The following is a 24269-nucleotide window of genomic DNA, read 5'->3' on the forward strand; positions in this document are numbered from 1 at the left end:
CAAAGAGTCCAGAATCTACTTGGTTTGGCCTGCGCCGGATATTGGACGTTTTGTCCTATGGCGGCAATCCCGATTCGGTGAGACGCTCGCGAAGTCCACTTGACGACACACGAACCAGAGCAGAAATGACGATGTCAGGCATCAGTAGCACCGAACACGAACTGAACTCGACCCTTCATGGGGGCGACTCGGACCACTCACACGTCACACCTTCGGAGATCGCCGTTGGCGTGGTGATTGGGCGCGCGTCGGAGTATTTCGACTTCTTCGTCTATGGGATCGCCTCGGTCCTGGTCTTTCCGGCGGTGTTCTTTCCTTTCGAAAATCGCCTCGAAGGGATTCTCTTCGCCTTCACGATCTTTTCGTTCGCGTTCATTGCCCGTCCCTTTGGCACCGTCATATCGATGACTGTCCAGCGCCGCTTCGGGCGCGAGGCCAAACTGACAATCGCGCTGTTCCTGCTGGGCATATCGACGGCGGGCATGGCCTTTCTTCCGGGCTACGCGAGCATCGGTTTCACGTCGATCATCCTGCTGTCGCTCCTGCGTGTCGGGCAGGGGCTGGCGCTGGGTGGTTCGTGGGATGGGCTCCCTTCGCTGCTGGCGCTCAATGCCCCCGCGAATCGCCGCGGGTGGTACGCGATGCTTGGTCAACTGGGCGCCCCTGTTGGTTTCTTCCTGGCGAGCGCGCTGTTTGCGTTTCTCTATTCGAGCCTCTCGCTCGAGGACTTTCTCGACTGGGGATGGCGTTACACCTTTTACGTGGCTTTTGCGATCAACGTGGTCGCGTTGTTCGCGCGCCTCAGGCTGGTCTCGACCAACGAATACGATCGCTTGCTCGAGGCGCGTGAACTTCAGCCGACCGACGTGGTCGAGATGACGCGCTCGCAGGGCTACAACATCGTCATTGGCGCCTTTGCGGCTCTGGCAAGCTATGCGCTGTTCCACCTGATCACCGTTTTCCCGCTCTCGTGGATCACGCTGTACTCGACGCAGTCGATCACCGAGTTCCTTTTGGTGCAGATGGTCGGCGCCGTGCTCGGGGCCATCGGCATCGTTGCTTCGGGCCTGATTGCCGACCGGATGGGCCGGCGTAACACGCTCGGCAGCCTTGCGGTGCTCATTGCAGTGTTCAGCGGTTTTGCGCCAACGCTTCTGGATGGCGGTCGCCTTGGCCAGGACGTGTTCATCCTAGTGGGCTTCGTGATTCTGGGCTTGTCGTACGGACAGGCGGCGGGTGCCGTCACCGCGAATTTCGAGGCGAAGTACCGCTACACGGGCGCTGCGTTGACTTCCGATCTGGCATGGCTGATCGGCGCCGCTTTCGCGCCGCTGGTGGCGCTGGGCCTTTCGTCGCACTTCGGACTCGGTTACGTCAGTGTCTATCTGCTTTCAGGCGCCGTCTGCACTCTCGTGGCCCTGCGCATTAACCGGGCGCTCGAAATCCGCGAATAGCCGATCAACGGCGGACGCGCCACTGCTTGAAGAGCGCTACTGCCAGCGTAATCACGAGCGCCGCCAGAATCAGCTTGTGTTCGTAGGGTCGAAAGTGCCCGACCCACGAATGCACCCAGCCCATGAGCTTGACGCCAAACAGCACCACGACCGTGGACCAGACGACTGCAGCCACCGCGCAGAGGCCGGCGTAAAGCAAGGCCGACATCCGGCCCATACCGAGCGTCGCCGGCATCGCGATGCGCAAGCCCCATGCAAAACGCATCAGGAAAATCGTCGCCACAGGATGGCGCGAGACAAACCCGTTCACCCGCTCAATGTGAACGCGCAGCTTGGGACGGTTTGCAAGCAGTTCCAACCCCTTGCGGCGGCTCAGGTGGAAATAGAACTGGTCAGTCAGGAAGGCCGACGCTGCGCCGCAAGCAATCAAGGGACCTAGCGAAAGATAGCCCTGATGCACCGCAAAGGCGCCCAGCATCAGGATCGTCTCGCCCTCGAACAGCCCGGCGAAAAACACCACGGGATAGCCGTAGTTCTGGAGCAGTTCTGACAGATGCATGCCCGAATGATGCCGGGAAGAATGGTGTCAGTAGCTCGTCTCGCCCTTCGACTTGATCTCCCCTTCCTTGTTCGCGCGTGTTGCTTCGCCGGCGCGCGTCCTTCGGGCCGAAGAGCGATCGGTGCTCTGTACGGGCGCGCGTGYGTTGGGAACGGGATTGCCTTCGCCCAATTGCGGACCTCTCGCTGCTTCCTCGCCGATGCTGCGGCGCTGAGCGCGTGCGGCTGCACGTTGCTCGGGCGAGAAGCGGGGCTCGGCCGCAGGGATGGGATCACCTTCACTCATCTGGGGGCCCCTTGCGGCCTCGGCCCCTTGCTTGTTCCGTTCGGCGCGTGCGGCCGCACTGTTGTCGGTTCCGAAAACCTGCGCGCTGGCGCTCAGCGTCAGCAGCAGGCCGGCGGCCGCTGCCGCCGTCGAGGCAAGAATCTTCATTTCAAACTCCACGAGATCATTGCAAGTATGCGTCGACTGCCGTGCGGAAGGCGTCTCAAGGCGCTTTCGGGTCGGCCTTCGGAACGTTTCCGTCCTTGAGCCTTTCGCGGAAGAGCGCCGCGCGCATCAGGAAAATGGTCGTAACCGGCGCGGTGAGTGCAACGAACAACGCGATCAACGAAGCGTGCAAGAAAAGATTGAAGCCCTGGACCGAAAAATAGACGATCGTCGCGAGGGTCATGCTCCACACGCCCAAGGTCGCGCCGAGCGTCGGCGCATGGATTCGACGGAAAAACGTCGGCAGCCGCACCAGCCCGAAAGAACCAATGGCAGCAAAAGCGGCGCCTGTCAGAGCGAACACCGCGGTCAGGATCTCTGCCCACATTGGCAGTGGGGCTTGGATGAATTCGTTCATGCGCAATCTCCGTTCGTCATTCGATCACCTCGCCGCGCAGCAGGAATTTCGCGAGCGCCGTCGAACTCACGAAGCCGAAAAGCGCAATCAGCATCGCAGCCTCGAAATAGACGTTGCTCGTATAGACGATGCCCAGCACCAGCATCATGAGCATTCCGTTGATATAGAGGCAATCGAGCGCCATCACACGGTCCTGCGCAGTGGGCCCGATGAGCAGGCGAGCGACGGCGCAGGTCATGGCGACGGCGAGCAACAGCAGCGCAAGCTTGAGTGCCCAGAACAGGATCGGCGTCATGATTCGAAGATCTCCATCAGCGGGCGTTCATAGCGGGACTTGACCATGGCAACGAAGGCCACCTCGTCGGGTTCGTCGAACAAGTGGATCAGCAGGCTGGATCGATCGAATGAAACCTCGCCCCAAGCGGTGCCGGGGGTGAGGCAGATGATCATCGCGAGCACGGCCAGCGCGTTCGGGTCCCGGACATCGAGCGGCACTCGAACGAAGCATGGGTTCATGTCGGCGTTGCGCTGGGTCAGCAGCAGTCGCGCCACCGTCAAGGCGGAGCGGATCATGTCGTAGAGCACCAGACCACTCAACCGCAGCGCAACGCCAGGGCGTCGCATCCTGACGGTCGAAGGCCTGAGCGACTGCGTCAGCAACGGCACGGCGAATGCCAGGATCGCTGCAAGCAGCAGCGTCGCGACATCCATTGATTGGTTGAGCAGCAGCCAGACGACAAACAGGCCCAGCGAAAGCGGGGGCGATGGGATCCAGCGCTTGATCATTTGGCGGCTCCGGCTTCAGAGGTCGGGCTTGGCACCTCCCGCGCGCCGAGCACGGCAGCCCGATAGGCAGTCGGGGTCCGGAGGCTTTCGGCCGTGGCGACGGCGTGTTGCATCACCGGTCCCGCCCAGAACGTGAGCGCAAAACACGCCGCGAGGAGCGCCGCCACCGGCAGAACTTCGAGTGCCGGCAGCGCAGGCAGCGTCGCATGAGCCTGGGTCCAGAAATGCCGGATGCCGGTGCGGCTCAAGGCGATCAGCGTGAAGAAGCCCGACAGGAGCAGCAGCGCCATGAAGGCCCACGCCGCTGGAGCGACCTTCGAGACACTGAAGAGTCCAGACAGCATGGCGAATTTGCCGACGAAGCCGGACAGCGGCGGCAGCCCAGCCAGCAAGATCGTGCATCCGACGAAACTGAGGCCCAGGAAGGCGACCCCCGCCGGAATGGCTCGCCCATACAACGCCTGCGCGTGGTCGTCGAGATTCACGTCATCCGACCTCCGCAAGTCTTCGGACAGAAACGGCGCATCCCCGGCTGCCTCGTGCGGCGCGATGCTCATTCCCGAATTGCGCCAGCGCTCGATCATGTCGATCAGCAGGAAGAAGGCGCTCACCGCGAGCGTCGAGCTCAGCATGTAGTAGAGGGCGCCAGCCCACATGGCCGGCTGGCCAAACCCGATGGCCGCCAGCAGCGTGCCTGCCGAAACCAGCACGCTGAAGCCAGCGAGATTGGAAAGCCGCTGCGTGCCGACGATCCCCAGTGCGCCCACGAACAAGGTCGCCAGCCCCGTCGTGACCAGCGCTCCTTGCCCGAACTCCGCGGAAGCACCCGTGTCCGGCGCGAACATGACCGTCCATAGGCGCAGCAAGGTGTAGATGCCAAGCTTGGTAAGGAGAGCGAACACCGCACCCACGGGCGAAACCGCGGAGCTGTACGCCGGCACGAGCCAGAAGTTCAGCGGCCACGCACCGGCCTTGGCGAAGAAGGCCGTCGCAAGGATGGCCGCGGCCGCGTGCACCAGCCCGCGATCGGCCGGCGAGATCTGGGCGATGCGCACGCCGAGGTCCGCCATGTTCAACGTACCGGTCACGCCGTACAGCAATGCGGCGCCAATCAGGAACAGCGACGAAGCCGCCAGGTTGATTGCAATGTAGTGAAGCCCCGCATGCACGCGCAGCCGGCCCGAGCCGTGCAGCAGCAACCCATAAGAGGCTGCGAGCATCACCTCGAAGAAGACGAAGAGATTGAACAGGTCCCCCGTCAGGAAGGCGCCATTGAGGCCCATGAGCTGCAATTGCAGCATCGGGTGGAAATGAACGCCGGCTCGATCCCACCGCGAAGTCGAATAGATGGAGGCGGCGAACGCGACCACCCCGGTGAGCGCCACCATCATCGTCGAGAGACGATCCGCAACGAGCACGATGCCGAAGGGCGCATGCCAGTTGCCCGGCAGATAGACGCCGATCGAGCCTGGGCCGCCCCCGGTCGCAGGCGCATTGACCCAGCGCAGCAAGGCAAGCGCTGCGAGAAGTCCGATCAGGCCGGATGCGACGCTCAAGGCGGACTTTGCCCGCCGTCGCTGTTCACCCAGGAGCAGCATGAGACCTGCGGTAAGCATCGGCACCAGGATCGGCACGGCGATCAGGTGCGGCATGCTGAATTCGAGCAGCCTGTCGATCAGGTTCAAGAAGCCGGTCATTCCTGCGGCTCCCGGCGTTCTTCGCCATCCACGTGGTCGGTGCCCGTCAGCCCACGCGAGGCCAGCAGCACCACGAGAAACAGCGCTGTCATCGCAAAGCCGATGACGATCGCCGTGAGCACCAGCGCCTGTGGCATCGGGTCGGCAGTGTTGGCAAGGGTGGCGGCAATGCCGGGCTCGAGCACCGGTTCGCTGTCGAGCTTCAGCCGACCCATGCTGAAGATGAAGAGATTGACCGCATAGGAGATCAACGTGAGACCCATGATCACCTGGAAGGTCCGCGGCCGCAGCAACAGGTACACGCCCGATCCGGAGACGATGGCAATGGCAATGGCGAGAACGATTTCCATCAGGCGACCGCCTCCTTCGCAGCGAGGGCGGTACGAGCCGCGTCTTTTTCAGCCTGTTCGTCGGACCAGCGATGGCTGCGAATCGATTGGTGGGCGAGTGCCGTGAGGATCAGCATCGTGGCACCGAGCACGAGCGCGAACACGCCCATGTCGAAGAACAGCGCGCTGGGCACATGCACCTCTCCGAGGATCGGCAAGCGAAGGTGCGCCGTGTGCGTGGTGAGGAACGGATAGCCGAGCACGATGGCGCCGCCACCTGTGGCCAGTGCAAGCAGGAGGCCAACGGCAATCCACCGCCTGGGATAGATGCGCAGATGCTCTTCGACCCATTCGGTGCCCGAGACGATGAACTGGAGCAGCAGCGCGACCGACATCACGAGCCCGGCCACGAAGCCGCCGCCGGGCTGGTTGTGGCCGCGCATGAAGAAATAGACCGAAACGAGCACCGACAGCGGGAGCAGCAGGCGCACCAGCACGGCAGGGACCATCAGGTAGCCGACGGCGGTGTCCTTGGCGCGGCGTGGATTGAGCAGATCGGTGTTCGTGTCGTCGGCCAGCAGCCGCTGTTGCAGCGGCAGCGCCATGGATTCCGGAGCCGGTCGGAAGCGGCGGAGCAGCGCATAGACCGTCAGCGCAACCACGCCGAGGACCGTAATTTCTCCGAACGTATCGAAGCCGCGAAAGTCGACGAGCATCACGTTCACGACGTTCGTGCCGCCGCCGCGGGTGAGGGCGCGCTCCAGGAAGAAGGACGAGATGCTTTGCGGGAAAGGTCGCGTCATCATCATCCACGCGATCGAGCCGAGTCCGGCGCCCGCTGCGATTGCCACCGCTATGTCGCGTGCACGCCGTGCCCGGGGGCGCAATCGCCCGACTGCCGCCTGCCGTGTGGCCGAGCGCATCGGAAGCCATCGCAGACCGAGGAGGATCAGCACCGTCGTCACCACTTCGACCACCAACTGAGTGAGCGCGAGATCCGGTGCCGAGAACCAGATGTAGGTGATGCAGCACACCAGCCCGGCGCCCGAAGCGAGCATCAGCGATGCGAGTCGGTGAAACTTGGCTTGCCACGCAGCGGCTACTGCGCAGGTGCATCCAATGAGCCAAGTCATCGCAAACATGGGCGAGAACGGAAGCATTGAGCGCGATCCGCTTTCGGCCGGCGTGAAATAGAGCGCCGCGCCTGCACCGGCAACCGCTACGCTGACGAGAAGAAGCAATTGCGTCTGCAGCCGTCGGGTGCCCAGGAGACGCCGGCCACGCCGGCCTGCTTCACTCAGGCGCGCGAGCAGATTCTCGAAGATGCGTTGTCCATCGAAGCGGCTTAGGAGAGGCGTCGTCTCCAAGGCGCCGCGTGCGCGCCCTCGGCGTTGCAGCAGGTAGATCACCACGCCTCCGAGTGAAGCGGTCAGGCTCATCGCCAGCGGTTGATTGAAACCGTGCCACACGGCCAGGCTGTACTCCGGCAACTGGCCACCCACGACTGGCGTTGCGGCTGCGATCAGGAAGGCACCCACCGACCATGCCGGCGCTATGCCCACCACCAGGCAGATCAACACCAGCAACTCGACCGGTACGCGCATCCAATGCGGCGGCTCGTGCGGCTTTTTCGGCACTTCGGGTGGCCCGCATGGCGGACCGAAGAACACGTCGAACACGAAACGCAGCGAATACGCGACGCTGAACATGCCGGCGACAGTCGCGAGGACGGGCAAGCTCTTGCTGACCCATGGCGTTGCTTCGACCAGCGCAGTCTCGGCAAAGAACATTTCCTTGGACAGGAAGCCGTTGAGCAGCGGCACACCAGCCATCGCTGCGCTCGAGATGATCGCCAGCGTGCCCGTGATCGGCATCAGCTTGAGCAGGCCACTGAGCTTTCGAATGTCTCGCGTGCCGCTTTCGTGGTCGATGATGCCGGCCGCCATGAAGAGCGACGCCTTGAAGGTCGCGTGATTCATGATGTGGAACACCGCCGCGACGGCCGCAAGATCGCTGTTGAGCCCCAACAGCAGCGTGATCAGCCCGAGATGAGAGATGGTCGAATACGCGAGCAGCGCCTTGAGGTCACGCTGGAACATCGCTACGTATCCTCCCAGCAGCAGGGTGATCGCTCCTGCGCCGCCCACGAGCCAGAACCATTGCTCGGTGCCGGAAAGTACAGGCCAGAGGCGTGCCATCAGAAATACGCCGAGCTTCACCATCGTCGCCGAATGCAGATAGGCCGAGACGGGTGTCGGTGCCGCCATGGCGCGTGGCAGCCAGAAGTGAAAGGGGAATTGCGCGCTCTTGGTGAAGGCACCCAGCAGCACCAGCACCAGTGCGGCGGGATAGAGGCGACTGGCGCGGATCTCGTCGCCGGCGGCGAGAACCGCGTCGAGTTCGTAGCTGCCGACGATGCGCCCCAGCACCAGCACGCCCGCCAGCAGACAAAGGCCGCCCGCGCCGGTGACCGTCAGCGCCATGCTCGCACCACGTCGCGCATCACGACGGTGATGCCAGTAGCCGATCAGCAAGAATGAGAAGAGACTGGTGAGTTCCCAGAACAACACCATCTGGATGAGGTTGCCTGAAAGCACCACGCCCATCATTGCGCCCATGAACGCGAGAAAGAACGAGAAGAAGCGCGGCACCGGATCGGACGGCGACATGTAGTAGCGCGCATAGAGCACCACCAGCGCGCCGATGCCCAGGACCAGCATGGAGAATAGCCATGCGAAGCCGTCCATGCGAAGGATGAGATTCAACCCGAGTGCCGGCATCCACTCGATTTCTTGCCGGATCACTTGGCCGCTTGCGACTGTCGGGAAGAACCAGGCTGCCTGTATGGCGCAGCCTAACGCAACGAGGCCTGCGAGCGTCGATTCCCGGTTGCGCGCGTCAGATGGCAGCAGAGCCGCGATGACGCTCGCGATGAAGGGAAGAGCAACGAGAAAGACAAGGGGCATTGCGATCAATTCTATCGATCGACCCCGGCGCGACCATTCGCTCTCAAGCGACCATGTGCTGCACCGTTCGGATACCGAGCCAGGTAAGAACAAGCGATCCGGCAAGGTGCAGCGCTGCCGTCCCCATTGCCAGGCCGAAGCGATCGGTCAAGAGCATCCCGACCACTTCCGCGGAGAAGCTCGAGAAAGTTGTGAGGCCGCCAAGAAACCCGGTGATAAGCGCGAGCCGCCAGACGGGATCGAGCTGCGGCATGCCGTCGAACATGGCGACTGCGATTCCGATCAGGTAGCCCCCGATCAAGTTGGCCGCCAATGTTCCCCACGGCAGCGAAGCCCCTGAGTTGAGCCACAGGTTGAGCCCCCATCGACTGAGCGCGCCGACAGAGGCACCGATGCAGATGGCGACCAAGTGGATGGGGTGCATGGCGACTAAGGTGTGGATGGCGTTGAAAGGTGTCGCGAAGCATAAGTTCAAAGACTGGCGCATCGTTCGGTATTACCGCGATGGCAAATGAAAAAAGGGCCGCTTGAGGCGGCCCGCGCTGTGGCGTCAGCGACGCCTTGCGTTCTTCTTACTGCTTGGCCGGTTCTTTAGCGGCTGCGGCTTCCGCCTTCTTCGGCTCGGCCTTCTTCGCGTCGGGTTTCACTGCCGGTTCTGCAGCATGTGAGTAGGCTTGGCCATTGACCGTGAGGCCTTCAGCCGACAGCTTGGCTGCCGATTTTTCCTTCACGCCTTTGACGCGGCTCATGAAGTCGGGCCAGTCCTTGAACTCGCCTTGCTTGCGCTCGTCGAGGATGCGCTTGGAAAGTGCGGGGCCGACGCCCTTCAATCCATCGAGGTCCGCTTCCGTTGCCTTGTTGGCATCGACTGCCGCCCAAGAGGCGACCGCGAACAGCATGGCCGTAGCGGCCAAGATTTTCTTCAACATTTAAAACTCCCTGACATTGCTTTTTTTGTGAAACGCCTTTGGCGCTCCGCCGCATGCCGAATGCGTGCGGCGCCGCGATGATAGCGGGAGTTCGAAACTGATCTTCAGAGTTCTTCGACGCGGCGCGGGGGATAGCTGTCCCACGCCTGGCAGCCCGGGCAATGCCAGAAGTATTGATGCGCCTCGAAGCCGCATGCAGCGCATCGATAACGCATGAGCGGGCGCGTGGCCTGGTCCAGCGAGCGCTGCACCTGGGGGTGGAACTGCTCGTGCTCGAAGCGTTCGCCGGCAAGCCAGCGCGAGGCAGCCACCAGGGAAGGGTGGTGCGCCAGGTGCGCGATGTAGCCGTCGCGCGGCTCCGGCGGGGTGGCCTCGGTGGATCTGGCATCGTCAGGCAAGGCGGGAGTGCCGCCGAGCGCGATGATGGCTTCGAGCACGTCGATCGAGGGCGAGGCGACGTAGCGGCGCTGGAGCAGCGCCAGTGCCTCACCGGAACGCTGGGATGCGACTGCCGCCTGCTGAAGCATCGCGGCATACAGGGGCAGTGCCAGCGGAGCGCTCTCGCTGAGGGCTTTGAGCGTGTCGAAGGCCGCGGCCGAATCGCCGTTGCGCAATTGCAGAATCGCCGTGTCGATGGCGGGGCGCGGCGCTTGCGGGGCCAGCGCAACGGCCTGGCGCAAAAATTGAGCCGCACCATCGAGATCGCCGGCCGTGACGCGCTCGCCCGCTTGTTCGCAAAGGTGATGAGCGCGCCGCGTGCTGTAGCTCGCTTGATCTGACTCATCGAGTTTTTGCGCAACGGCCGCGGCCTGCGCCCATTCGCGCGAACGCTCATAAATGGCGAGCAGCGAAAGCCGAGACTCGTTTTCGTAGCGTGTGCCTTCGAGCTTCTGAAGTGCCGCCTCGGCCCTGTCGAGCAGTCCGGCTCGCAGGAAATCCTGAGCCAGTGCATGTTGCGCCCGGTCACGGTCGGCGCGGCTCAGGTCGCCGCGGCCGAGCAAGTGCTCGTGCACGCGCACTGCGCGCTGGTATTCGCCGCGCCGGCGGAAGAGGTTGCCGAGTGCGAAATGCAGTTCCTGCGTGTCGGGATCGTTCTGGACCGCTTCGATGAACGCGTCGATGGCCTGATCCTGTTGCTCGTTCAGCAGAAAGTTCAGTCCGCGAAAGTACGCCTTCGGCGCCTGGCGGTTTTCGATCTTCAGTTGCCTCAGGTCGAAGCGCGAAGCGAGCCAGCCGAGAACGAATGCAATGGGGAGGCCGAGCAGCAACCAGCTGAAGTCAAAGTCCATGTTGGCGTACGGCGGGTAGGTCGGTGGCTGCAACGGCGGGTGTGGCCGTTGCAGATGTCTGCGCGGAAGTTGGCGCGACGTTAGGCACTTGGGAAGCAGCAGTTCGATGCTTCCACCAGCCCGGCAGCATGCCGAGAGCGCCGACCACCAGCCCGCCTGCAAAGGCGGCAAGCACCACCAGCACCAGCGGAGCGCGCCACGACGCACCGAAGAAGAAATAGACGGTTGCGTCGTGCTGGTTGTTCAGCGCGAAGGCAAAAAGGGTAAAAAAAATGGCTGCCTTGAGCAGCCACAGGAGATATTTCATTCGCGTCCCCGTTGGCGGGGGAATTCTATGCCTCAGATGCGCTTGTGTTTCTCGGCATCGAGTTCTGCTGTTCGGGCATCGACGGCCTCGCGCAAGGCCTTGCCGGGCTTGAAATGCGGCACGCGTTTTTCCGGAATCTGAACGCTTTCGCCCGAACGCGGATTGCGTCCGATCCGCGGAGGCCGCCGGTTCACAGTGAAGCTGCCAAAGCCGCGAATCTCGATGCGGTGTCCACGCACCAGCGCGTCGCCCATCGCGTCAAGAATTGTCTTGACTGCGTATTCCGCATCTCGATGCGTCAGCTGCGAAAAGCGCGCTGCAAGTTCTTCGACAAGGTCAGAACGGGTCATGGCAAGAATGTGGGAGACAAAAAAAAGACAGAGCGGCCTTGGGGGACCCGCTCTGTCTTCCGGTGCGGCTTACTTGTCGCTGTTGTCCAGCTTGGCGCGCAGCAGAGCGCCCAGGCTGGTCGTGCCGGCGTTTTCGCGGGACGACTGCTGGCTCAGGCTGGCCATCGCGCCTTGCTCGTCGGCCATGTCCTTCTGCTTGATCGACAGCTGGATGTTGCGGGTCTTGCGATCCACATTGACCACCACGGCCGTGACTTCGTCGCCTTCCTTGAGCACGTTGCGTGCATCTTCCACGCGGTCGCGGGAGATTTCGCTGGCGCGCAGGTAACCGATGATGTCTTCGCCGAGGTCGATCTCAGCGCCGCGGGCGTCCACGGTCTTGACCTTGCCGGTGACGATCTGGCCCTTGTCGTTCACGGTCGTGAACGTCGTGAACGGATCGCTGTCGAGCTGCTTGATGCCAAGGCTGATGCGCTCGCGGTCGACGTCGACAGCCAGAACGATCGCTTCGACTTCCTGGCCCTTCTTGTAGTTGCGAACGGCGGTTTCGCCGGCTTCGTTCCACGAGAGGTCGGACAGGTGAACCAGGCCATCGATGCCGGCAGCCAGACCCACGAACACGCCGAAGTCGGTGATCGACTTGATCGGGCCCTTGACGCGGTCGCCGCGCTTGGTGTTTTGCGCGAACTCTTGCCACGGGTTGGCCTTGCATTGCTTCATGCCCAGGCTGATGCGGCGCTTGTCTTCGTCGATTTCAAGGACCATGACTTCGACTTCGTCGCCCAGCGAGACGATCTTGTTCGGAGCGATGTTCTTGTTGGTCCAGTCCATTTCGGAGACGTGCACCAGGCCTTCGATGCCGGGTTCGAGTTCGACGAACGCGCCGTAGTCGGCGATGTTCGTGACCTTGCCGAACAGGCGCGTGCTTTGCGGGTAGCGGCGCGAAACGCCCATCCACGGATCGTCGCCCATTTGCTTGAGACCCAGCGAGACACGGTTCTTTTCGGTGTCGAACTTGAGGATCTTCGCGGTGATTTCCTGGCCGGCCTGGACCACTTCGCTCGGATGGCGAACGCGGCGCCATGCCATGTCGGTGATGTGCAGCAGACCGTCGATGCCGCCGAGGTCGACGAACGCACCGTATTCGGTGATGTTCTTGACGACACCGCGCACGACTGCGCCTTCCTTCAAGGTTTCCATCAGCTTGGCGCGTTCTTCGCCCATGCTCGCTTCGACCACGGCGCGGCGCGAGAGCACCACGTTGTTGCGCTTGCGGTCGAGCTTGATGACCTTGAATTCGAGAGTCTTGTTCTCGTAGGGGGTCAGGTCCTTGATCGGACGCGTATCGATCAGCGAACCCGGCAGGAATGCGCGGATGCCGTTGACCAGGACCGTGAGGCCGCCCTTGACCTTGCCGCTCGTCGTGCCGGTGACGAAATCGCCGGATTCGAGAGCCTTCTCGAGCGCGAGCCACGAAGCCAAGCGCTTGGCGGTGTCGCGCGAGAGGATGGTGTCGCCGTAGCCGTTTTCAACGCTGCCGATGGCAACAGAAACGAAATCGCCGGCCTGGACTTCGAGTTCGCCCTTGTCGTTCTTGAACTCCTCGATCGGCACGTAGGCTTCGGACTTGAGGCCCGCATTGACCACGACGTGGTTGTGCTCGACGCGCACGACTTCGGCGGTGATGACCTCGCCGGTGCGCATTTCGGAACGCTTCAGGGATTCTTCGAATAGGTCGGCAAAAGATTCAGACATTGTGTTTTCCTTCCGTCACGCAGGGTTTGCAGGCGCTCATGCGATATTGCTTGCGACTGACATGTCTGGAGACGGCGGTTGTGAGGGCTGAGAGCCCGGTTAGGGTTGAACAACCAGGAGGCCAGTGCGCTGTCGCGCGGCGGGGACCTTCTGGACGGAAATGCCGCTCAGGATGACCCGAACGGCTGTGCTTCCTGCCACCAGTTCAGCACCTGATTAATCGATTGCTCGACGGTCTGATGCGAGTTATCCAGGAGGCGGGCGTCAGGCGCCGGTTTAAGAGGCGCGACTTTGCGGGATGAGTCCCGAAGATCACGCGCTTCCAGGTCGGCGCGAAGAGCGTCGAGTGTAGTCGAAATACCCTTTGAAATCAATTGCTTATACCGCCGCTCGGCCCGGTGAGCGGCACTTGCGGTGAGGTACACCTTGAGCTTCGCATCGGGAAAGATCACGGTGCCCATGTCGCGGCCATCGGCGACCAATCCGGGGAGTCGCCTGAAGCTTCTTTGCAACCCCAGAAGGGCTGCGCGCACTGCTGGCAGAGCCGATACGCGGGAAGCGTCCATACCTGCAGCTTCTGTGCGAATGGCATCACTGACGTCTTCTCCGCCGAGCAGGACCTTGCCTTCGCTGAAGGCCAGCGGCAGGGATGCGGCGAGTTCGGCGATCAGTGCTTCGTTCGCTGAGTCCGCTTCGAGGCCGCTGCGACGCATCGCGAGGCCCGTGACCCGATACAGAGAACCGGAATCTAGGTAGTGGTAGCCAAGACTGCGTGCCACTTCGATGGTGAGCGTGCCCTTTCCCGAGGCAGTCGGACCGTCGATGCAGATCACGGGAACCTCCACTGCTTCGGAGACCGAAAACAGCGTTTCGAAGTAATCCGGGAAGGTTTTTGCGACGCAATGCGGTTCGAGAATGCGCACGGACACGCCTGCGGGATTGAGCGCCGCCAGGGAGAAACACATCGCCACGCGGTGGTCGTCGTAGGTGCGGATACTCGCTGCCCGCCAGTCGGGCGCCGCCAGCGGATGAACGCGAATGAAGTCGGGCCCGTCTTCGATAGTGGCACCGAGCTTTCGGAGTTCAGCGGCCATGGCGTCGATTCGATCGGTTTCCTTTACCCGCCAGCTCGCAACGTTGCGCAGCGTGCTTGGTCCGTCCGCATATAACGCCATCACTGCCAATGTCATCGCCGCGTCCGGGATGTGGTTGGCGTCGATGTCGATGGCCTTTAGCGGCCAAGACTTGCGTGTCACCACGAGCCAGTTGGGTCCGCTTTCGATGCCTGCGCCCATCTGGCGTGCGGCGTCGACAAAGCGGATGTCGCCCTGGATCGAGTCCGCACCGACGCCTTCAATGCGGATGCCCGAGCCCTTTGCAATAGCGCCGAGCGCGATGAAGTAACTGGCCGACGAAGCATCAGCCTCGACGTGAATGTCGCCGGGCGATCGATACTGACTTCCGGCTGGGATCGTGAAGCGCTGCCAACCTTCGCGCTGCACCTGAATCCCGAAACGCGAAAGCAGGTTGAGCGTGATCTCTATGTAAGGCTTCGAGATCAGTTCGCCGACGACTTCGATCGTGATGTCGCGCCGTGCCGCCAAGGGAAGGGCCAACAGCAATGCGGTGAGGAACTGACTGGACACATCCCCACGAACGCGAATCGGCGCTTCAACCTGAATTGCATCGATCCCGACTGGATGGATCGCAAGCGGCGGATACCCGGGATTGCCGAGATAGTCGATGTGGCAGCCGAGTTGTGTCAGAGCGTCCACCAGGTCCCCGATCGGCCGCTCGTGCATGCGCGGAACGCCCTTCAACTCGAATTCGCCGCCGAGAAGCGCCAGCGCGGCGGTCAGCGGGCGCATGGCTGTACCTGCATTCCCAAGGAACAGCGAGGCTTTGGCTGTGTGCAGTATGCCGCCCAGACCTGTAATACGCAGCGTCGAGCGCGCCCGTTCGATGCCGCAACCGAGCGCCGCGAGGGCGTCCAGCATCACGCGGGTGTCGTCGGAATCGAGCAGATCGTGGACGGTTGTCGTGCCGCTGGCGAGCGCGGCCAAAAGCAGGACACGATTGGAAATGCTCTTGGAACCCGGCAGGCCGACGGTGCCGGACGCCGTCGCGAGCGCCGGGATGTCGAGAAACGGGGTCGAGAACATGTCAGTCTTCCCGCGCGCGATAACGCTTTGAGAGACGCATTGACGGAGTGCGTCCGGGGGTGGAATTCATTCTCCCGGCTGCCACTGCGCGCGTATGCGGCTCGCCGAAGTGATGGCGTCCTCAAGCGCCTGCGAATCACCCGACGCCACCAGCGCTTCGAACTGCTTCAGGGCCTCTCGGAAATTCTGCGATTGAAGCAATACCTGTTCGCGATTCGCGAGAAAGACATCGCGCCAGACCGCCGGATCGCTGGCCGCAATGCGGGTGAAGTCGCGAAATCCGGGCCCGGCGAGTTCAAGAAAGCGGTTGCCGTCGGGGTGTGCCGCCAGGGCCGTCGTGAACGCGAAGGCGATCATGTGCGGCAAATGGCTGACTGCGGCAAACGCCGTATCGTGTGCCTCTGGCGTCATCGTCTCGACTTTTGCGCCGACGCCGGACCATGCCTGGGTCGCCCGCTGCACATTCGAACGCAGCGTTGCCTTGATGGGCGTGAGCACCACCTTGCGTCCTTTGTAGAGGTCGGCATCGGCATGCTCCACGCCGGCGACCTCCTTGCCAGCGATCGGGTGTGCCGGAACAAAGGCGCCAAGCTGATCTTGCAAGCCGCGTCGCGCCGCCTCGATCACGTCACCTTTGGTCGAGCCCACATCCATCACCAGCATCTGATCAGTGATGCCATGGCGGATCGCCTTGAAAGTCTGCTCGGAGGCGCCGACCGGCACTGCGATCAAGACCAGATCGGCGCCCGACACCGCCAGCAACGCCGACGGCGCTGCGACGTCGATCACGCCCATCTGTCGCGCCCGCTCCGTGGTGGAGGGCGACTTGCTGTAGCCCACGACGCGTTTGACGAGCCGCGCGCGCTTTAGGGCGAGCGCAAAAGATCCCCCCATCAACCCGCAGCCAATCAACCCCAATTGCTCGAACATCGTCAGGGCCTCAAGCGGTGACCGGATAGGCGCCGATGACTTTATAGAACGCGCAAAGCTTGCGCAGTTCAGTGAGTGCCGCCGCCACGTTGGGCTGGGACGGGTGCCCATCCAGGTCGATGTAGAAGTAATACTCCCACTGGCCCGTTCGTGCGGGGCGGGATTCGAAGCGCGTCATCGAGACGTTGTTGGCCTTGAGCGGCACCAGCAGGTCGTGGACCGCGCCGGGTCGGTTGGGCACCGAAACGATAAGGCTGGTGCAGTCGCGGCCCGACTGAGGCGGCATCGCCAGCGTTTGCGGCAGGCAGATGACGGCGAAGCGCGTGCGGTTATAGGAGTCGTCCTGAATGGCGTGCGCGACGATGTGCAGGCCGAAGCGCGTCGCTGCGCGTTCGCTCGCCAACCCTGCCCAAGCCGGATTGCTCGCGGCGAGCCGTGCGCCCTCGGCATTGCTGGAGACTGCTCGCCTTTCGGCGTTCGGCAAATGCTTGGCGAGCCAAGTCTGGCATTGAGCGAGCGCCTGAGGATGAGCGAGCACCGCTTCGATGCCATCGAGCGAATTGCTGGACCTCAGAAGGTGATGCCGAACAAGCAGGCTGACTTCGCCAACCACGTGAGTGGGGGAGTGCAGAAACAAATCGAGAGAGCGAGTGACGACGCCTTCGGTGGAATTCTCGACACCGACGACACCGTACTGCGCGCTGCCCGCGGCCGTGGCGTGAAAGACTTCGTCGAAGCTCGCGCAATAGATCAGGTCAGCCGCGCCGCCAAAGTACTCGACGGCCGCCTGTTCGCAAAATGTGCCTTCGGGTCCGAGCACCGCCACGCGCTGGGGCGATTCAAGCGCCAGGCACGCCGACATGATTTCGCGCCAGATGGCGGCAACATGCAGGGACTTGAGCGGGCCGCCGTTGCTCTTCTGCATCTTCTCGATCACTTGTGCTACGCGATCGGGGCGGAAAAAGGGCGTGCCCTCGCGTTTCTTGACCTCACCGACCTGTTCCGCGACGTGAGCGCGGCGGTTCAAAAGATCCAGAAGCTGCTGGTCGAGCGAGTCGATCTGCACGCGCAGATCGGACAGGCTGGAGGAAGGGTCGGGTGTCGAGGATGGGGGGGCAGGTACGGTCATCGGTCAGGTGCGGATGCGTCTACGCATGCGACCGCTCGAATTCTCGCATGTAGCCTACGAGAGCCTGCACACCAGACAACGGCATCGCGTTGTAAATGCTGGCTCGCATACCGCCGACAGACTTGTGGCCCTTGAGTTGCAGCAACCCCGCCTCGCGTGCGCCGGCAAGGAATGCCTCGTTGCGGCTTTCGTCCTGAAGGAAGAAGGGCACGTTCATGCGCGAGCGGCAAGATGCATCGACCTTGTTGTCGAAGAACGACGAGGCGTCGATGAAATCGTAGAGCAGGTGCGCCTTTTCGAGGTTGCGCGCTTCCATGGCGGCCACGCCCGAGAGTTGGCCCTCCGTCTGCCGTCGCAGCCACTGGAAGGTCAAACCCGCGATATAGATGCCCCAGGTTGGGGGCGTGTTGTACATCGAGTGGTTGTCGGCGACGGTCTTGTAGTTGAAGGCGCTGGGGCAGACTTCGAGCGCATGCCCGAGGAGATCGTCCCGCACGATCACAATCGTCAGGCCAGCCGGCCCGAGGTTCTTCTGGGCGCCGCCGAAAGCCAGTCCTACACGAGACCAGTCCACCGGTCGAGAGGCCACGTGCGACGAGAAGTCGATGACGAGGGGTGCCTTGCTACCCAATGCCGCGAGATCCGGCAACTCGTGGAACTCGACGCCGTTGATCGTCTCGTTGCTGCAGACGTGGACGTACGAAGCATCTTTTGAGAGCTGCCAAGTCGCTGGGTCGGGAATTCGGGTGAATTGCTCGGCGGCGCTCGTCGCGGCAACATTTGCCTTGCAGTAGCGCAACGCTTCCTTTTGGGATTTGGTGCTCCAACTGCCAGTGATAACGAAATCGGCGCTGGTGCCGCGCGAGAGATTCAGCGGCACGATGGCGTTCTCGCCGAGACCGCCGCCTTGCATGAAGAGAACGTGAAAATGTTCTGGTACCGCAAGCAGAAAGCGCAGGTCGGCTTCGGTTTGTGCACTGATCGCGCCGAACTCCTTGCCGCGATGGCTCATCTCCATCACGCCCATGCCACTGCCTTGCCAGTCGAGCATTTCGGAGGCTGCGCGTTCAAGCACTGCCTCCGGCATCGCTGCCGGACCGGCCGAGAAGTTGTATGGGCGCGGACCTGCGCTCGGCGTCACTTCTTAGCGGGCGCCTTGGCTGGCGCCGCCTTGCCCGCGGGCGCTGCTGCGGCACCGCCGCTCGTCGGTGCGCCCAGGGCCTTTGCGACGTTGCTGTCGAGCGCAACCATCTTTGGCTCGATGCTTGCGCGGGTTTCAGCCACCAGCTTTTCAGTCAGCGCGGTTTGAAGCTTGGGGTTGAGTTCCTGGTATTTCTTGCTCAGCGGCGAGCTGATCCAGGCGAGCAACTGGCGCAATTCATCTTCGCTGAAGTTCTGTTCCATCAACGGGCCCAATGCGCCCGGTGCGAGTTGCAGCGCCTTGTCGCGCACGAGGGGATAGGCGTCGTCGAAGTACTTCTTGAGCTCGGCGTCGGCTGCCTTGGCTGCCGCTTCCCGCTTTTCGGCAGGCACCTGCGTCTGCAGGTATTGCGAGCCGGCCTGTGCAATCGGAGCGCTCGACTGTTCGACCAATCCGCGCGCGAGCGACTCAATCCCAGGCCGTTGCAGATCGATGAACTGCTTGACCAGCGCCGCCTTGTCCTGGGCCATGGCCAGCGAACTGCCGGCGAGCGCGACCGTCAGGAGCGCGAGTTTGATTTTTTTCACTGAGGATTCTCCGTTGAAGATGATGGGGAAGTGTCGTCGGCGCCGGGTTCGTTTTCGACAATCGCGTCATTCTCGACGATGCGCTGAAGCCCGCTGAGCTTCGCACCTTCATCGAGGCCGATCAGCGTGACGCCTTGCGTCGCGCGACCGAGTTCGCGAATCTCGGAAACGCGGGTGCGCACGAGCACACCCTTGTCGGTGATGAGCATGATCTCGTCATCTGCGTGCACGAGAGTCGCGGCCACCACCTTGCCGTTACGTTCACTTTGTTGAATTGCGATCATGCCTTTGGTTCCGCGGCCATGACGCGTGTACTCGGTAATGCTTGTGCGCTTTCCGTAACCGTTTTCGGTGGCCGTAAGGACGCTCTGCTCCTCATCTTCGGCCACCAGCATGGCGATCACGCCCTGTCCGTCTTCCAGGGTCATACCGCGCACGCCTCGTGCGTTGCGGCCCATGGGACGAACGTCGTTCTCATCAAAGCGCACCGCCTTGCCGCCGTCGGAGAAGAGCATCACGTCGTGCGCTCCATCGGTCAGCGCGGCGCCGATCAGGTAGTCGCCCGGGTCGAGATCCACGGCGATGATGCCGGCCTTTCGCGGGTTGCTGAATTCGTCCAGCGTCGTCTTCTTGACGGTGCCCATCGAAGTGGCCATGAACACGTATTGATTGGCCGGAAAGGTTCTCTTCTCGCCGGTCAGCGCCAGGACGACGTTGATTTTCTCGCCTTCCAGCAGCGGGAACATGTTGACGATGGGCCGCCCGCGTGAGCCACGCGATCCGGCGGGCACTTCCCACACCTTGAGCCAGTACAGCCGTCCGCGATTCGAGAAGCACAGGATGTAGTCGTGCGTGTTCGCGATGAAGAGCTGGTCGATCCAGTCATCCTCTTTGGTTGCCGTGGCTTGCTTGCCGCGTCCGCCGCGCTTCTGTGCACGGTATTCGCCCAGAGGTTGGCTCTTGATGTAGCCGCTGTGCGAAAGCGTCACGACCATATCTGTCGGCGTGATCAGGTCTTCCGTCGAAAGATCGAAGGCACTGTGCTCGACCTGGCTGCGGCGCACGCCCAGCTTGCTTTGCCCGAACTCCTGCTTGATCGTCGTCAGTTCGTCGCCAATGATGACCGACACACGTTCGGGCTTGGCGAGGATGTCGAGCAGATCGTCGATTTCCGCCATGACGTCCTTGTACTCGGCAACGATCTTGTCTTGCTCGAGGCCCGTCAGGCGCTGGAGGCGCATCTGCAGGATTTCCTGTGCCTGGGTGTCTGAAAGCTTGTAGAGGCCTTCGGAGCTCATGCCGAATTCGCGGTCCAGCCCGTCGGGGCGGTAATCGTCGGCATTGATCACGCCGCCGTCAGCGCGGGTGCGAGTGAGCATTTCGCGCACCAGCTTGCTGTCCCAGGCGCGGCTCATGAGTTCGGCCTTGGCGACCGGCGGCGTCGGCGCATTTCGGATGATCGCGATGAACTCGTCGATGTTGGCGAGGGCGACTGCCAAACCTTCGAGCACGTGTCCGCGTTCGCGCGCCTTACGCAGCGTGAAGACCGTTCGACGCGTCACGACTTCGCGCCGATGCTGCAGGAAGACCTCGATCAGGTCCTTGAGGTTGCACAGCTTCGGCTGGCCGTCGACCAGCGCCACCATGTTGATGCCAAAGGTGTCTTGCAGTTGCGTCTGCTTGTAGAGATTGTTCAGAACAACTTCGGGTACTTCGCCGCGCTTGAGCTCGATCACGAGGCGCATGCCCGACTTGTCGGACTCGTCCTGGATGTGGCTGATGCCTTCGATCTTCTTCTCGTGCACCAACTCGGCCATGCGCTCCTGCAGCGTCTTCTTGTTGACCTGGTAGGGAAGCTCGTCGACGATGATGGCCTGGCGCTGGCCGCGATCGATGTCTTCGAAGTGGCACTTCGCCCGCATCACGACCTTGCCGCGACCGGTCCGGTAGCCGTCCTTGATGCCGTTAATACCGTAGATGATCCCGGCCGTGGGGAAATCAGGCGCCGGGACGATCTCCATGAGGTCGTCGATGCTGGCGTCGGGATGGCGCAGAAGGTGGAGACATGCGTCGACAACCTCGTTCAGGTTGTGAGGCGGAATATTCGTCGCCATACCCACAGCGATACCGCCGGCGCCATTTACGAGCAGATTGGGCAGTTTGCTCGGCAATACCAATGGCTCTTTTTCGGAGCCATCGTAATTCGGCCCGAAATCGACTGTTTCCTTGTCGATATCGGCCAACATTTCGTGCGCAATTTTGGCGAGCCGGATCTCGGTATATCGCATGGCAGCTGCCATATCGCCATCCACCGAGCCGAAATTGCCTTGGCCGTCGACCAGCATGTGGCGCATCGAGAAGTTCTGCGCCATGCGGACGATCGTGTCGTAGACCGACTGGTCGCCGTGCGGGTGGTACTTACCGATGACGTCACCCACGATACGGGCCGACTTCTTGTACGGCCGGTTCCAGTCGTTGTTGAGCTCGTGCATTGCGTACAACACGCGCCGATGCACTGGTTTGAGGCCGTCGCGGGCGTCAGGGAGGGCGCGCCCCACGATCACGCTCATGGCGTAATCAAGATAGCTGCGGCGCATTTCCTCTTCGAGGCTGATGGGGAGTGTTTCTTTGGCGAACGAGGTCATGGGCGGCGGGCTGACGGCAAGGAGGCGAAATTTTACGCTGTGGACGGTGTCGCACCGCCGCAACACAAGGCCGGTATTCCGCCTCCGTCCTACGTTTCCGGGGTGTCCAGCGGCCTGTTTGCGAAAGACCCTATGGCACAATCGCCTCAACGTTTTGGGTGGTGGTCACTTAAAGCGTCCTTGATTCGCAGCGCGGCTGCGGCTTTTTCCCCAAGAGGAGAACCATGAAGAAACTGAATAAAGTGGCGATGATGTTTGCAGTCGCTGCGCTCGCCACTGCCGCCGGCGCGCAGACCCGTGTCACCGCAGCAGACGGCGGCCCAGCCATCGACAACTGGCAAAACGGTACTGGCGAACTCGTCTGGAAGAACGGCACCAATGAATTGTGCTGGCGCGATGCCAACTGGACGCCCGCAACGGCCGCCGCTGGTTGCGACGGTGCTCTGGTCCCTGCCGCTCCTGCTGCAGCAGCACCGGCTCCTGCCCCGGCACCGGTTCCGCCGGCAGTCGCTGCATCGAAGGTTACTTTCGCTGCTGACGCCTTCTTCGACTTCGACAAGTACGTCCTCAAGCCTGAAGGCCGCGCAAAGCTGGACGATCTGGTCTCGAAGATCAGGGACGTGAACCTCGAAGTGATCATCGCCGTCGGTCACACCGACTGGATCGGTACTGTTGCCTACAACCAGAAGCTGTCGGTTCGCCGCGCTGAAGCTGTGAAGGCCTACCTGGTCTCCAAGGGCATCGAAAAGAACCGCGTTTACACCGAAGGCAAGGGCAAGAGCCAGCCGATCGCTGACAACCGCACTGCCGAAGGCCGCGCCAAGAACCGTCGCGTGGAAATCGAAGTGGTCGGTACCCGCCCCAACAAGTGATTCGACTGAATCGCTAATGAAACCCCGCTTCGGCGGGGTTTTTTTATGGCCGCGCGATGCTGTCATTGCCATATAGAGATTCCCATTGATCGAATCCGGATGTGGTCCTTGGCGAATTCGCGGCGACTCATAATCCGAACATGACCGAAAACGTGAATGCCGATCCGGCTGAACTCGCCAAATTTTCTGAACTCGCGCACCGTTGGTGGGACGTCGAAAGCGAATTCCGACCTCTGCACGAAATTAATCCGTTACGGCTCGAGTGGATCGACGGCATAGTGCCGATTGCAGGGCGACGCGTGCTCGACGTCGGTTGCGGCGGCGGGATTCTGGCCGATTCGATGGCACGCAAGGGTGCGGAAGTCCTCGGCATCGATCTGGCCGACAAGGCGCTCAAAGTTGCGCAACTGCACGCACTGGAGGTCGCCACCCGTGGCGTGAGGTACCGCTCGATCAGCGTCGAGGCCCTTGCCGCCGAACAGCCGGAGAGCTTCGACGTCGTCACTTGCATGGAAATGCTGGAGCACGTGCCGGAGCGCGCTTCGGTCGTGAAGGCATGTGCCGATCTGGTGAAGCCCGGAGGCTGGGTCTTCTTTTCCACCATCCATCGAAACCTGAAGTCGTTCCTGCTCGCCATCGTTGGCGCGGAGTACGTCCTGGGCATGCTGCCGCGCGGTACGCACGAGTATCAGAAGCTGATTCGCCCGAGCGAGCTCGCCGCTTACTGCCGGGCCGCCCATCTTGATCTGCGCCGAACATCCGGTCTGGAGCACAACCCGGTCACGCGACGCTATTGGCTGAGCAACGACACCAGCGTGAACTACATGTTCGCCACACAGAAGCCGGGCAGGGCGGAGTGATGGGACGGGAAATCGAAGCTGTCTTGTTCGACCTTGATGGCACGCTGATCGACAGCGCTCCCGATCTCGGCGCCGCTGCCGACCAGATGCGCACGGACCGGGGAATGGCTTCGTTGCCGCTGGAGCGCTACCGGCCGATGGCGGGCGCCGGCGCCAGGGGGATGTTGAGCGTGGCTTTCGGCATCACGACCGATGCGGCTGAATTCCCGCCACTGCGCGAAGAGTTCTTCCTGAACTATGAAGCGCGGATGTTGAAGAACACCCAGGTGTTTGCCGGCGTCGACGAACTCGTCGCCGCGCTTTGTGCGCGAGGGTTGAAATGGGGCGTGGTGACCAACAAATCTGTTCGGTTCACTGAACCGCTGACCCGCGCAATACCGTTGTTCGAATCAGCCCGCGCAATCATCAGTGGCGATACGACCCCGTTTGCCAAGCCCCACCCCGAGCCGTTGTTCGAGGCTGCACGCCGCCTTGGGGTCGCGCCGCAATCATGCGTCTACGTGGGAGACGACGAGCGCGACATCCTCGCGGGCCGCGCGGCCGGCATGCGAACCGTCGCCGCCACCTACGGCTACATGGGTGAACAGGCGGAGGTCGCACGCTGGGACGCCGACGCGGCAATTTCATCGCCCATGGAGCTCTTGCAACTTCTCAAACAGGCCTAAAATTAGCGCC

Annotated in this window: 24 protein-coding genes; 4 read left to right on the plus strand and 20 right to left on the minus strand. The window is 62.2% G+C overall.

The window, feature by feature from the left end; genetic code table 11:
- Positions 1-125 precede the first annotated feature (125 nt).
- Positions 126-1454 (plus strand): MFS transporter, encoded by a 1329-nt coding sequence (locus AC1DEK_RS13630; RefSeq protein ID WP_478125754.1) that lies wholly within the window; start codon positions 126-128, stop codon positions 1452-1454.
- Between the two features lie 4 nt (positions 1455-1458).
- On the opposite strand, the gene AC1DEK_RS13635 is transcribed toward AC1DEK_RS13630, so the two are convergent.
- The 20 genes from AC1DEK_RS13635 to gyrA all read right to left on the minus strand — a co-directional run bounded on the left by AC1DEK_RS13635 (position 1459) and on the right by gyrA (position 21862).
- Positions 1459-2013 carry a DedA family protein gene (locus tag AC1DEK_RS13635; protein WP_478125755.1) on the minus strand — a complete coding sequence of 185 codons (555 nt, stop codon included), beginning with the start codon at positions 2011-2013 and terminating at the stop codon, positions 1459-1461.
- A gap of 27 nt (positions 2014-2040) precedes the next feature.
- Positions 2041-2445 (minus strand): hypothetical protein, encoded by a 405-nt coding sequence (locus tag AC1DEK_RS13640; RefSeq protein ID WP_478125756.1) that lies wholly within the window; start codon positions 2443-2445, stop codon positions 2041-2043.
- A gap of 55 nt (positions 2446-2500) precedes the next feature.
- On the minus strand, positions 2501-2860 hold the full coding sequence (gene mnhG, locus AC1DEK_RS13645) for a monovalent cation/H(+) antiporter subunit G (RefSeq protein WP_478125757.1): 360 nt from the start codon (positions 2858-2860) through the stop codon (positions 2501-2503).
- 16 nt (positions 2861-2876) lie between these two features.
- The gene (locus AC1DEK_RS13650; RefSeq protein ID WP_478125758.1) at positions 2877-3155 is read right to left on the minus strand and encodes a K+/H+ antiporter subunit F; all 279 of its coding nucleotides are present in this window, start codon (positions 3153-3155) and stop codon (positions 2877-2879) included.
- Entirely contained in the window at positions 3152-3643 is a 492-nt protein-coding gene (locus AC1DEK_RS13655; protein ID WP_478125854.1) for a Na+/H+ antiporter subunit E, read from the minus strand. The genes AC1DEK_RS13650 and AC1DEK_RS13655 overlap by 4 nt, the downstream gene beginning before the upstream one ends.
- Complete coding sequence (locus AC1DEK_RS13660) at positions 3643-5343, minus strand: monovalent cation/H+ antiporter subunit D (protein ID WP_478125759.1); 1701 nt, start codon at positions 5341-5343, stop codon at positions 3643-3645. The genes AC1DEK_RS13655 and AC1DEK_RS13660 overlap by 1 nt, the downstream gene beginning before the upstream one ends.
- Positions 5340-5693, minus strand: coding sequence for a Na+/H+ antiporter subunit C (locus AC1DEK_RS13665; RefSeq protein ID WP_478125760.1), 354 nt, complete (start codon positions 5691-5693; stop codon positions 5340-5342). Before AC1DEK_RS13665 ends, AC1DEK_RS13660 begins: the two co-directional genes overlap by 4 nt.
- Positions 5693-8638, minus strand: a complete 2946-nt coding sequence (locus AC1DEK_RS13670) for a monovalent cation/H+ antiporter subunit A (protein WP_478125761.1) — start codon at positions 8636-8638, stop codon at positions 5693-5695. The genes AC1DEK_RS13665 and AC1DEK_RS13670 overlap by 1 nt, the downstream gene beginning before the upstream one ends.
- Before the next feature lie 43 nt (positions 8639-8681).
- Complete coding sequence (crcB, locus tag AC1DEK_RS13675) at positions 8682-9062, minus strand: fluoride efflux transporter CrcB (protein ID WP_478125762.1); 381 nt, start codon at positions 9060-9062, stop codon at positions 8682-8684.
- Between the two features lie 148 nt (positions 9063-9210).
- On the minus strand, positions 9211-9567 hold the full coding sequence (locus AC1DEK_RS13680; protein WP_478125763.1) for a ComEA family DNA-binding protein: 357 nt from the start codon (positions 9565-9567) through the stop codon (positions 9211-9213).
- A 104-nt stretch (positions 9568-9671) separates the two neighbouring features.
- Positions 9672-10856: a lipopolysaccharide assembly protein LapB gene (lapB, locus tag AC1DEK_RS13685; protein WP_478125764.1), complete on the minus strand. Its 1185-nt coding sequence runs from the start codon at positions 10854-10856 to the stop codon at positions 9672-9674.
- A complete protein-coding gene (locus tag AC1DEK_RS13690; protein WP_478125765.1) occupies positions 10846-11163 on the minus strand; it encodes a LapA family protein in 318 nt (105 codons plus the stop codon). The genes lapB and AC1DEK_RS13690 overlap by 11 nt, the downstream gene beginning before the upstream one ends.
- Before the next feature lie 32 nt (positions 11164-11195).
- The gene (locus AC1DEK_RS13695; protein WP_478125766.1) at positions 11196-11513 is read right to left on the minus strand and encodes an integration host factor subunit beta; all 318 of its coding nucleotides are present in this window, start codon (positions 11511-11513) and stop codon (positions 11196-11198) included.
- A gap of 69 nt (positions 11514-11582) precedes the next feature.
- Entirely contained in the window at positions 11583-13268 is a 1686-nt protein-coding gene (gene rpsA / locus AC1DEK_RS13700; RefSeq protein ID WP_478125767.1) for a 30S ribosomal protein S1, read from the minus strand.
- Between the two features lie 167 nt (positions 13269-13435).
- The gene (locus AC1DEK_RS13705) at positions 13436-15430 is read right to left on the minus strand and encodes a bifunctional 3-phosphoshikimate 1-carboxyvinyltransferase/cytidylate kinase (protein ID WP_478125768.1); all 1995 of its coding nucleotides are present in this window, start codon (positions 15428-15430) and stop codon (positions 13436-13438) included.
- A gap of 66 nt (positions 15431-15496) precedes the next feature.
- Entirely contained in the window at positions 15497-16360 is an 864-nt protein-coding gene (locus AC1DEK_RS13710) for a prephenate dehydrogenase (RefSeq protein ID WP_478125769.1), read from the minus strand.
- 10 nt (positions 16361-16370) lie between these two features.
- The gene (pheA, locus tag AC1DEK_RS13715; RefSeq protein WP_478125770.1) at positions 16371-17489 is read right to left on the minus strand and encodes a prephenate dehydratase; all 1119 of its coding nucleotides are present in this window, start codon (positions 17487-17489) and stop codon (positions 16371-16373) included.
- A 19-nt stretch (positions 17490-17508) separates the two neighbouring features.
- Positions 17509-18630, minus strand: a complete 1122-nt coding sequence (gene serC, locus AC1DEK_RS13720) for a 3-phosphoserine/phosphohydroxythreonine transaminase (RefSeq protein ID WP_478125771.1) — start codon at positions 18628-18630, stop codon at positions 17509-17511.
- Complete coding sequence (locus AC1DEK_RS13725) at positions 18627-19217, minus strand: DUF2059 domain-containing protein (RefSeq protein ID WP_478125772.1); 591 nt, start codon at positions 19215-19217, stop codon at positions 18627-18629. Before AC1DEK_RS13725 ends, serC begins: the two co-directional genes overlap by 4 nt.
- Positions 19214-21862: a DNA gyrase subunit A gene (gyrA, locus tag AC1DEK_RS13730; RefSeq protein ID WP_478125773.1), complete on the minus strand. Its 2649-nt coding sequence runs from the start codon at positions 21860-21862 to the stop codon at positions 19214-19216. Before gyrA ends, AC1DEK_RS13725 begins: the two co-directional genes overlap by 4 nt.
- A gap of 224 nt (positions 21863-22086) precedes the next feature.
- Between gyrA and ompA the strand changes: the two genes are divergently transcribed.
- The 3 genes from ompA (at position 22087) to gph (ending at position 24259) form a co-directional block, all read left to right on the plus strand.
- Entirely contained in the window at positions 22087-22734 is a 648-nt protein-coding gene (gene ompA, locus AC1DEK_RS13735; RefSeq protein ID WP_478125774.1) for an outer membrane protein OmpA, read from the plus strand.
- A gap of 140 nt (positions 22735-22874) precedes the next feature.
- Entirely contained in the window at positions 22875-23594 is a 720-nt protein-coding gene (ubiG, locus tag AC1DEK_RS13740) for a bifunctional 2-polyprenyl-6-hydroxyphenol methylase/3-demethylubiquinol 3-O-methyltransferase UbiG (protein WP_478125775.1), read from the plus strand.
- The gene (gene gph, locus AC1DEK_RS13745; protein WP_478125776.1) at positions 23594-24259 is read left to right on the plus strand and encodes a phosphoglycolate phosphatase; all 666 of its coding nucleotides are present in this window, start codon (positions 23594-23596) and stop codon (positions 24257-24259) included. The genes ubiG and gph overlap by 1 nt, the downstream gene beginning before the upstream one ends.
- Positions 24260-24269: the final 10 nt, after the last annotated feature.

The organism is Variovorax sp. 10N420 (assembly GCF_056394705.1).

What these genes read in the sequence shown, in the direction of transcription:
- AC1DEK_RS13690 (WP_478125765.1), bottom strand. Translation starts at nt 11,163, where the DNA reads ATGAAATATCTCCTGTGGCTGCTCAAGGCAGCCATTTTTTTTACCCTT.
- AC1DEK_RS13705 (WP_478125768.1), bottom strand. Translation starts at nt 15,430, where the DNA reads ATGTTCTCGACCCCGTTTCTCGACATCCCGGCGCTCGCGACGGCGTCC.
- ompA (WP_478125774.1), top strand. Translation starts at nt 22,087, where the DNA reads ATGAAGAAACTGAATAAAGTGGCGATGATGTTTGCAGTCGCTGCGCTC.
- gyrA (WP_478125773.1), bottom strand. Translation starts at nt 21,862, where the DNA reads ATGACCTCGTTCGCCAAAGAAACACTCCCCATCAGCCTCGAAGAGGAA.
- AC1DEK_RS13650 (WP_478125758.1), bottom strand. Translation starts at nt 3,155, where the DNA reads ATGACGCCGATCCTGTTCTGGGCACTCAAGCTTGCGCTGCTGTTGCTC.
- rpsA (WP_478125767.1), bottom strand. Translation starts at nt 13,268, where the DNA reads ATGTCTGAATCTTTTGCCGACCTATTCGAAGAATCCCTGAAGCGTTCC.
- gph (WP_478125776.1), top strand. Translation starts at nt 23,594, where the DNA reads ATGGGACGGGAAATCGAAGCTGTCTTGTTCGACCTTGATGGCACGCTG.
- mnhG (WP_478125757.1), bottom strand. Translation starts at nt 2,860, where the DNA reads ATGAACGAATTCATCCAAGCCCCACTGCCAATGTGGGCAGAGATCCTG.
- AC1DEK_RS13660 (WP_478125759.1), bottom strand. Translation starts at nt 5,343, where the DNA reads ATGACCGGCTTCTTGAACCTGATCGACAGGCTGCTCGAATTCAGCATG.
- AC1DEK_RS13630 (WP_478125754.1), top strand. Translation starts at nt 126, where the DNA reads ATGACGATGTCAGGCATCAGTAGCACCGAACACGAACTGAACTCGACC.
- AC1DEK_RS13710 (WP_478125769.1), bottom strand. Translation starts at nt 16,360, where the DNA reads ATGTTCGAGCAATTGGGGTTGATTGGCTGCGGGTTGATGGGGGGATCT.
- lapB (WP_478125764.1), bottom strand. Translation starts at nt 10,856, where the DNA reads ATGGACTTTGACTTCAGCTGGTTGCTGCTCGGCCTCCCCATTGCATTC.
- AC1DEK_RS13680 (WP_478125763.1), bottom strand. Translation starts at nt 9,567, where the DNA reads ATGTTGAAGAAAATCTTGGCCGCTACGGCCATGCTGTTCGCGGTCGCC.
- ubiG (WP_478125775.1), top strand. Translation starts at nt 22,875, where the DNA reads ATGACCGAAAACGTGAATGCCGATCCGGCTGAACTCGCCAAATTTTCT.
- crcB (WP_478125762.1), bottom strand. Translation starts at nt 9,062, where the DNA reads ATGCACCCCATCCACTTGGTCGCCATCTGCATCGGTGCCTCTGTCGGC.
- AC1DEK_RS13695 (WP_478125766.1), bottom strand. Translation starts at nt 11,513, where the DNA reads ATGACCCGTTCTGACCTTGTCGAAGAACTTGCAGCGCGCTTTTCGCAG.
- AC1DEK_RS13665 (WP_478125760.1), bottom strand. Translation starts at nt 5,693, where the DNA reads ATGGAAATCGTTCTCGCCATTGCCATTGCCATCGTCTCCGGATCGGGC.
- AC1DEK_RS13670 (WP_478125761.1), bottom strand. Translation starts at nt 8,638, where the DNA reads ATGCCCCTTGTCTTTCTCGTTGCTCTTCCCTTCATCGCGAGCGTCATC.
- AC1DEK_RS13635 (WP_478125755.1), bottom strand. Translation starts at nt 2,013, where the DNA reads ATGCATCTGTCAGAACTGCTCCAGAACTACGGCTATCCCGTGGTGTTT.
- pheA (WP_478125770.1), bottom strand. Translation starts at nt 17,489, where the DNA reads ATGACCGTACCTGCCCCCCCATCCTCGACACCCGACCCTTCCTCCAGC.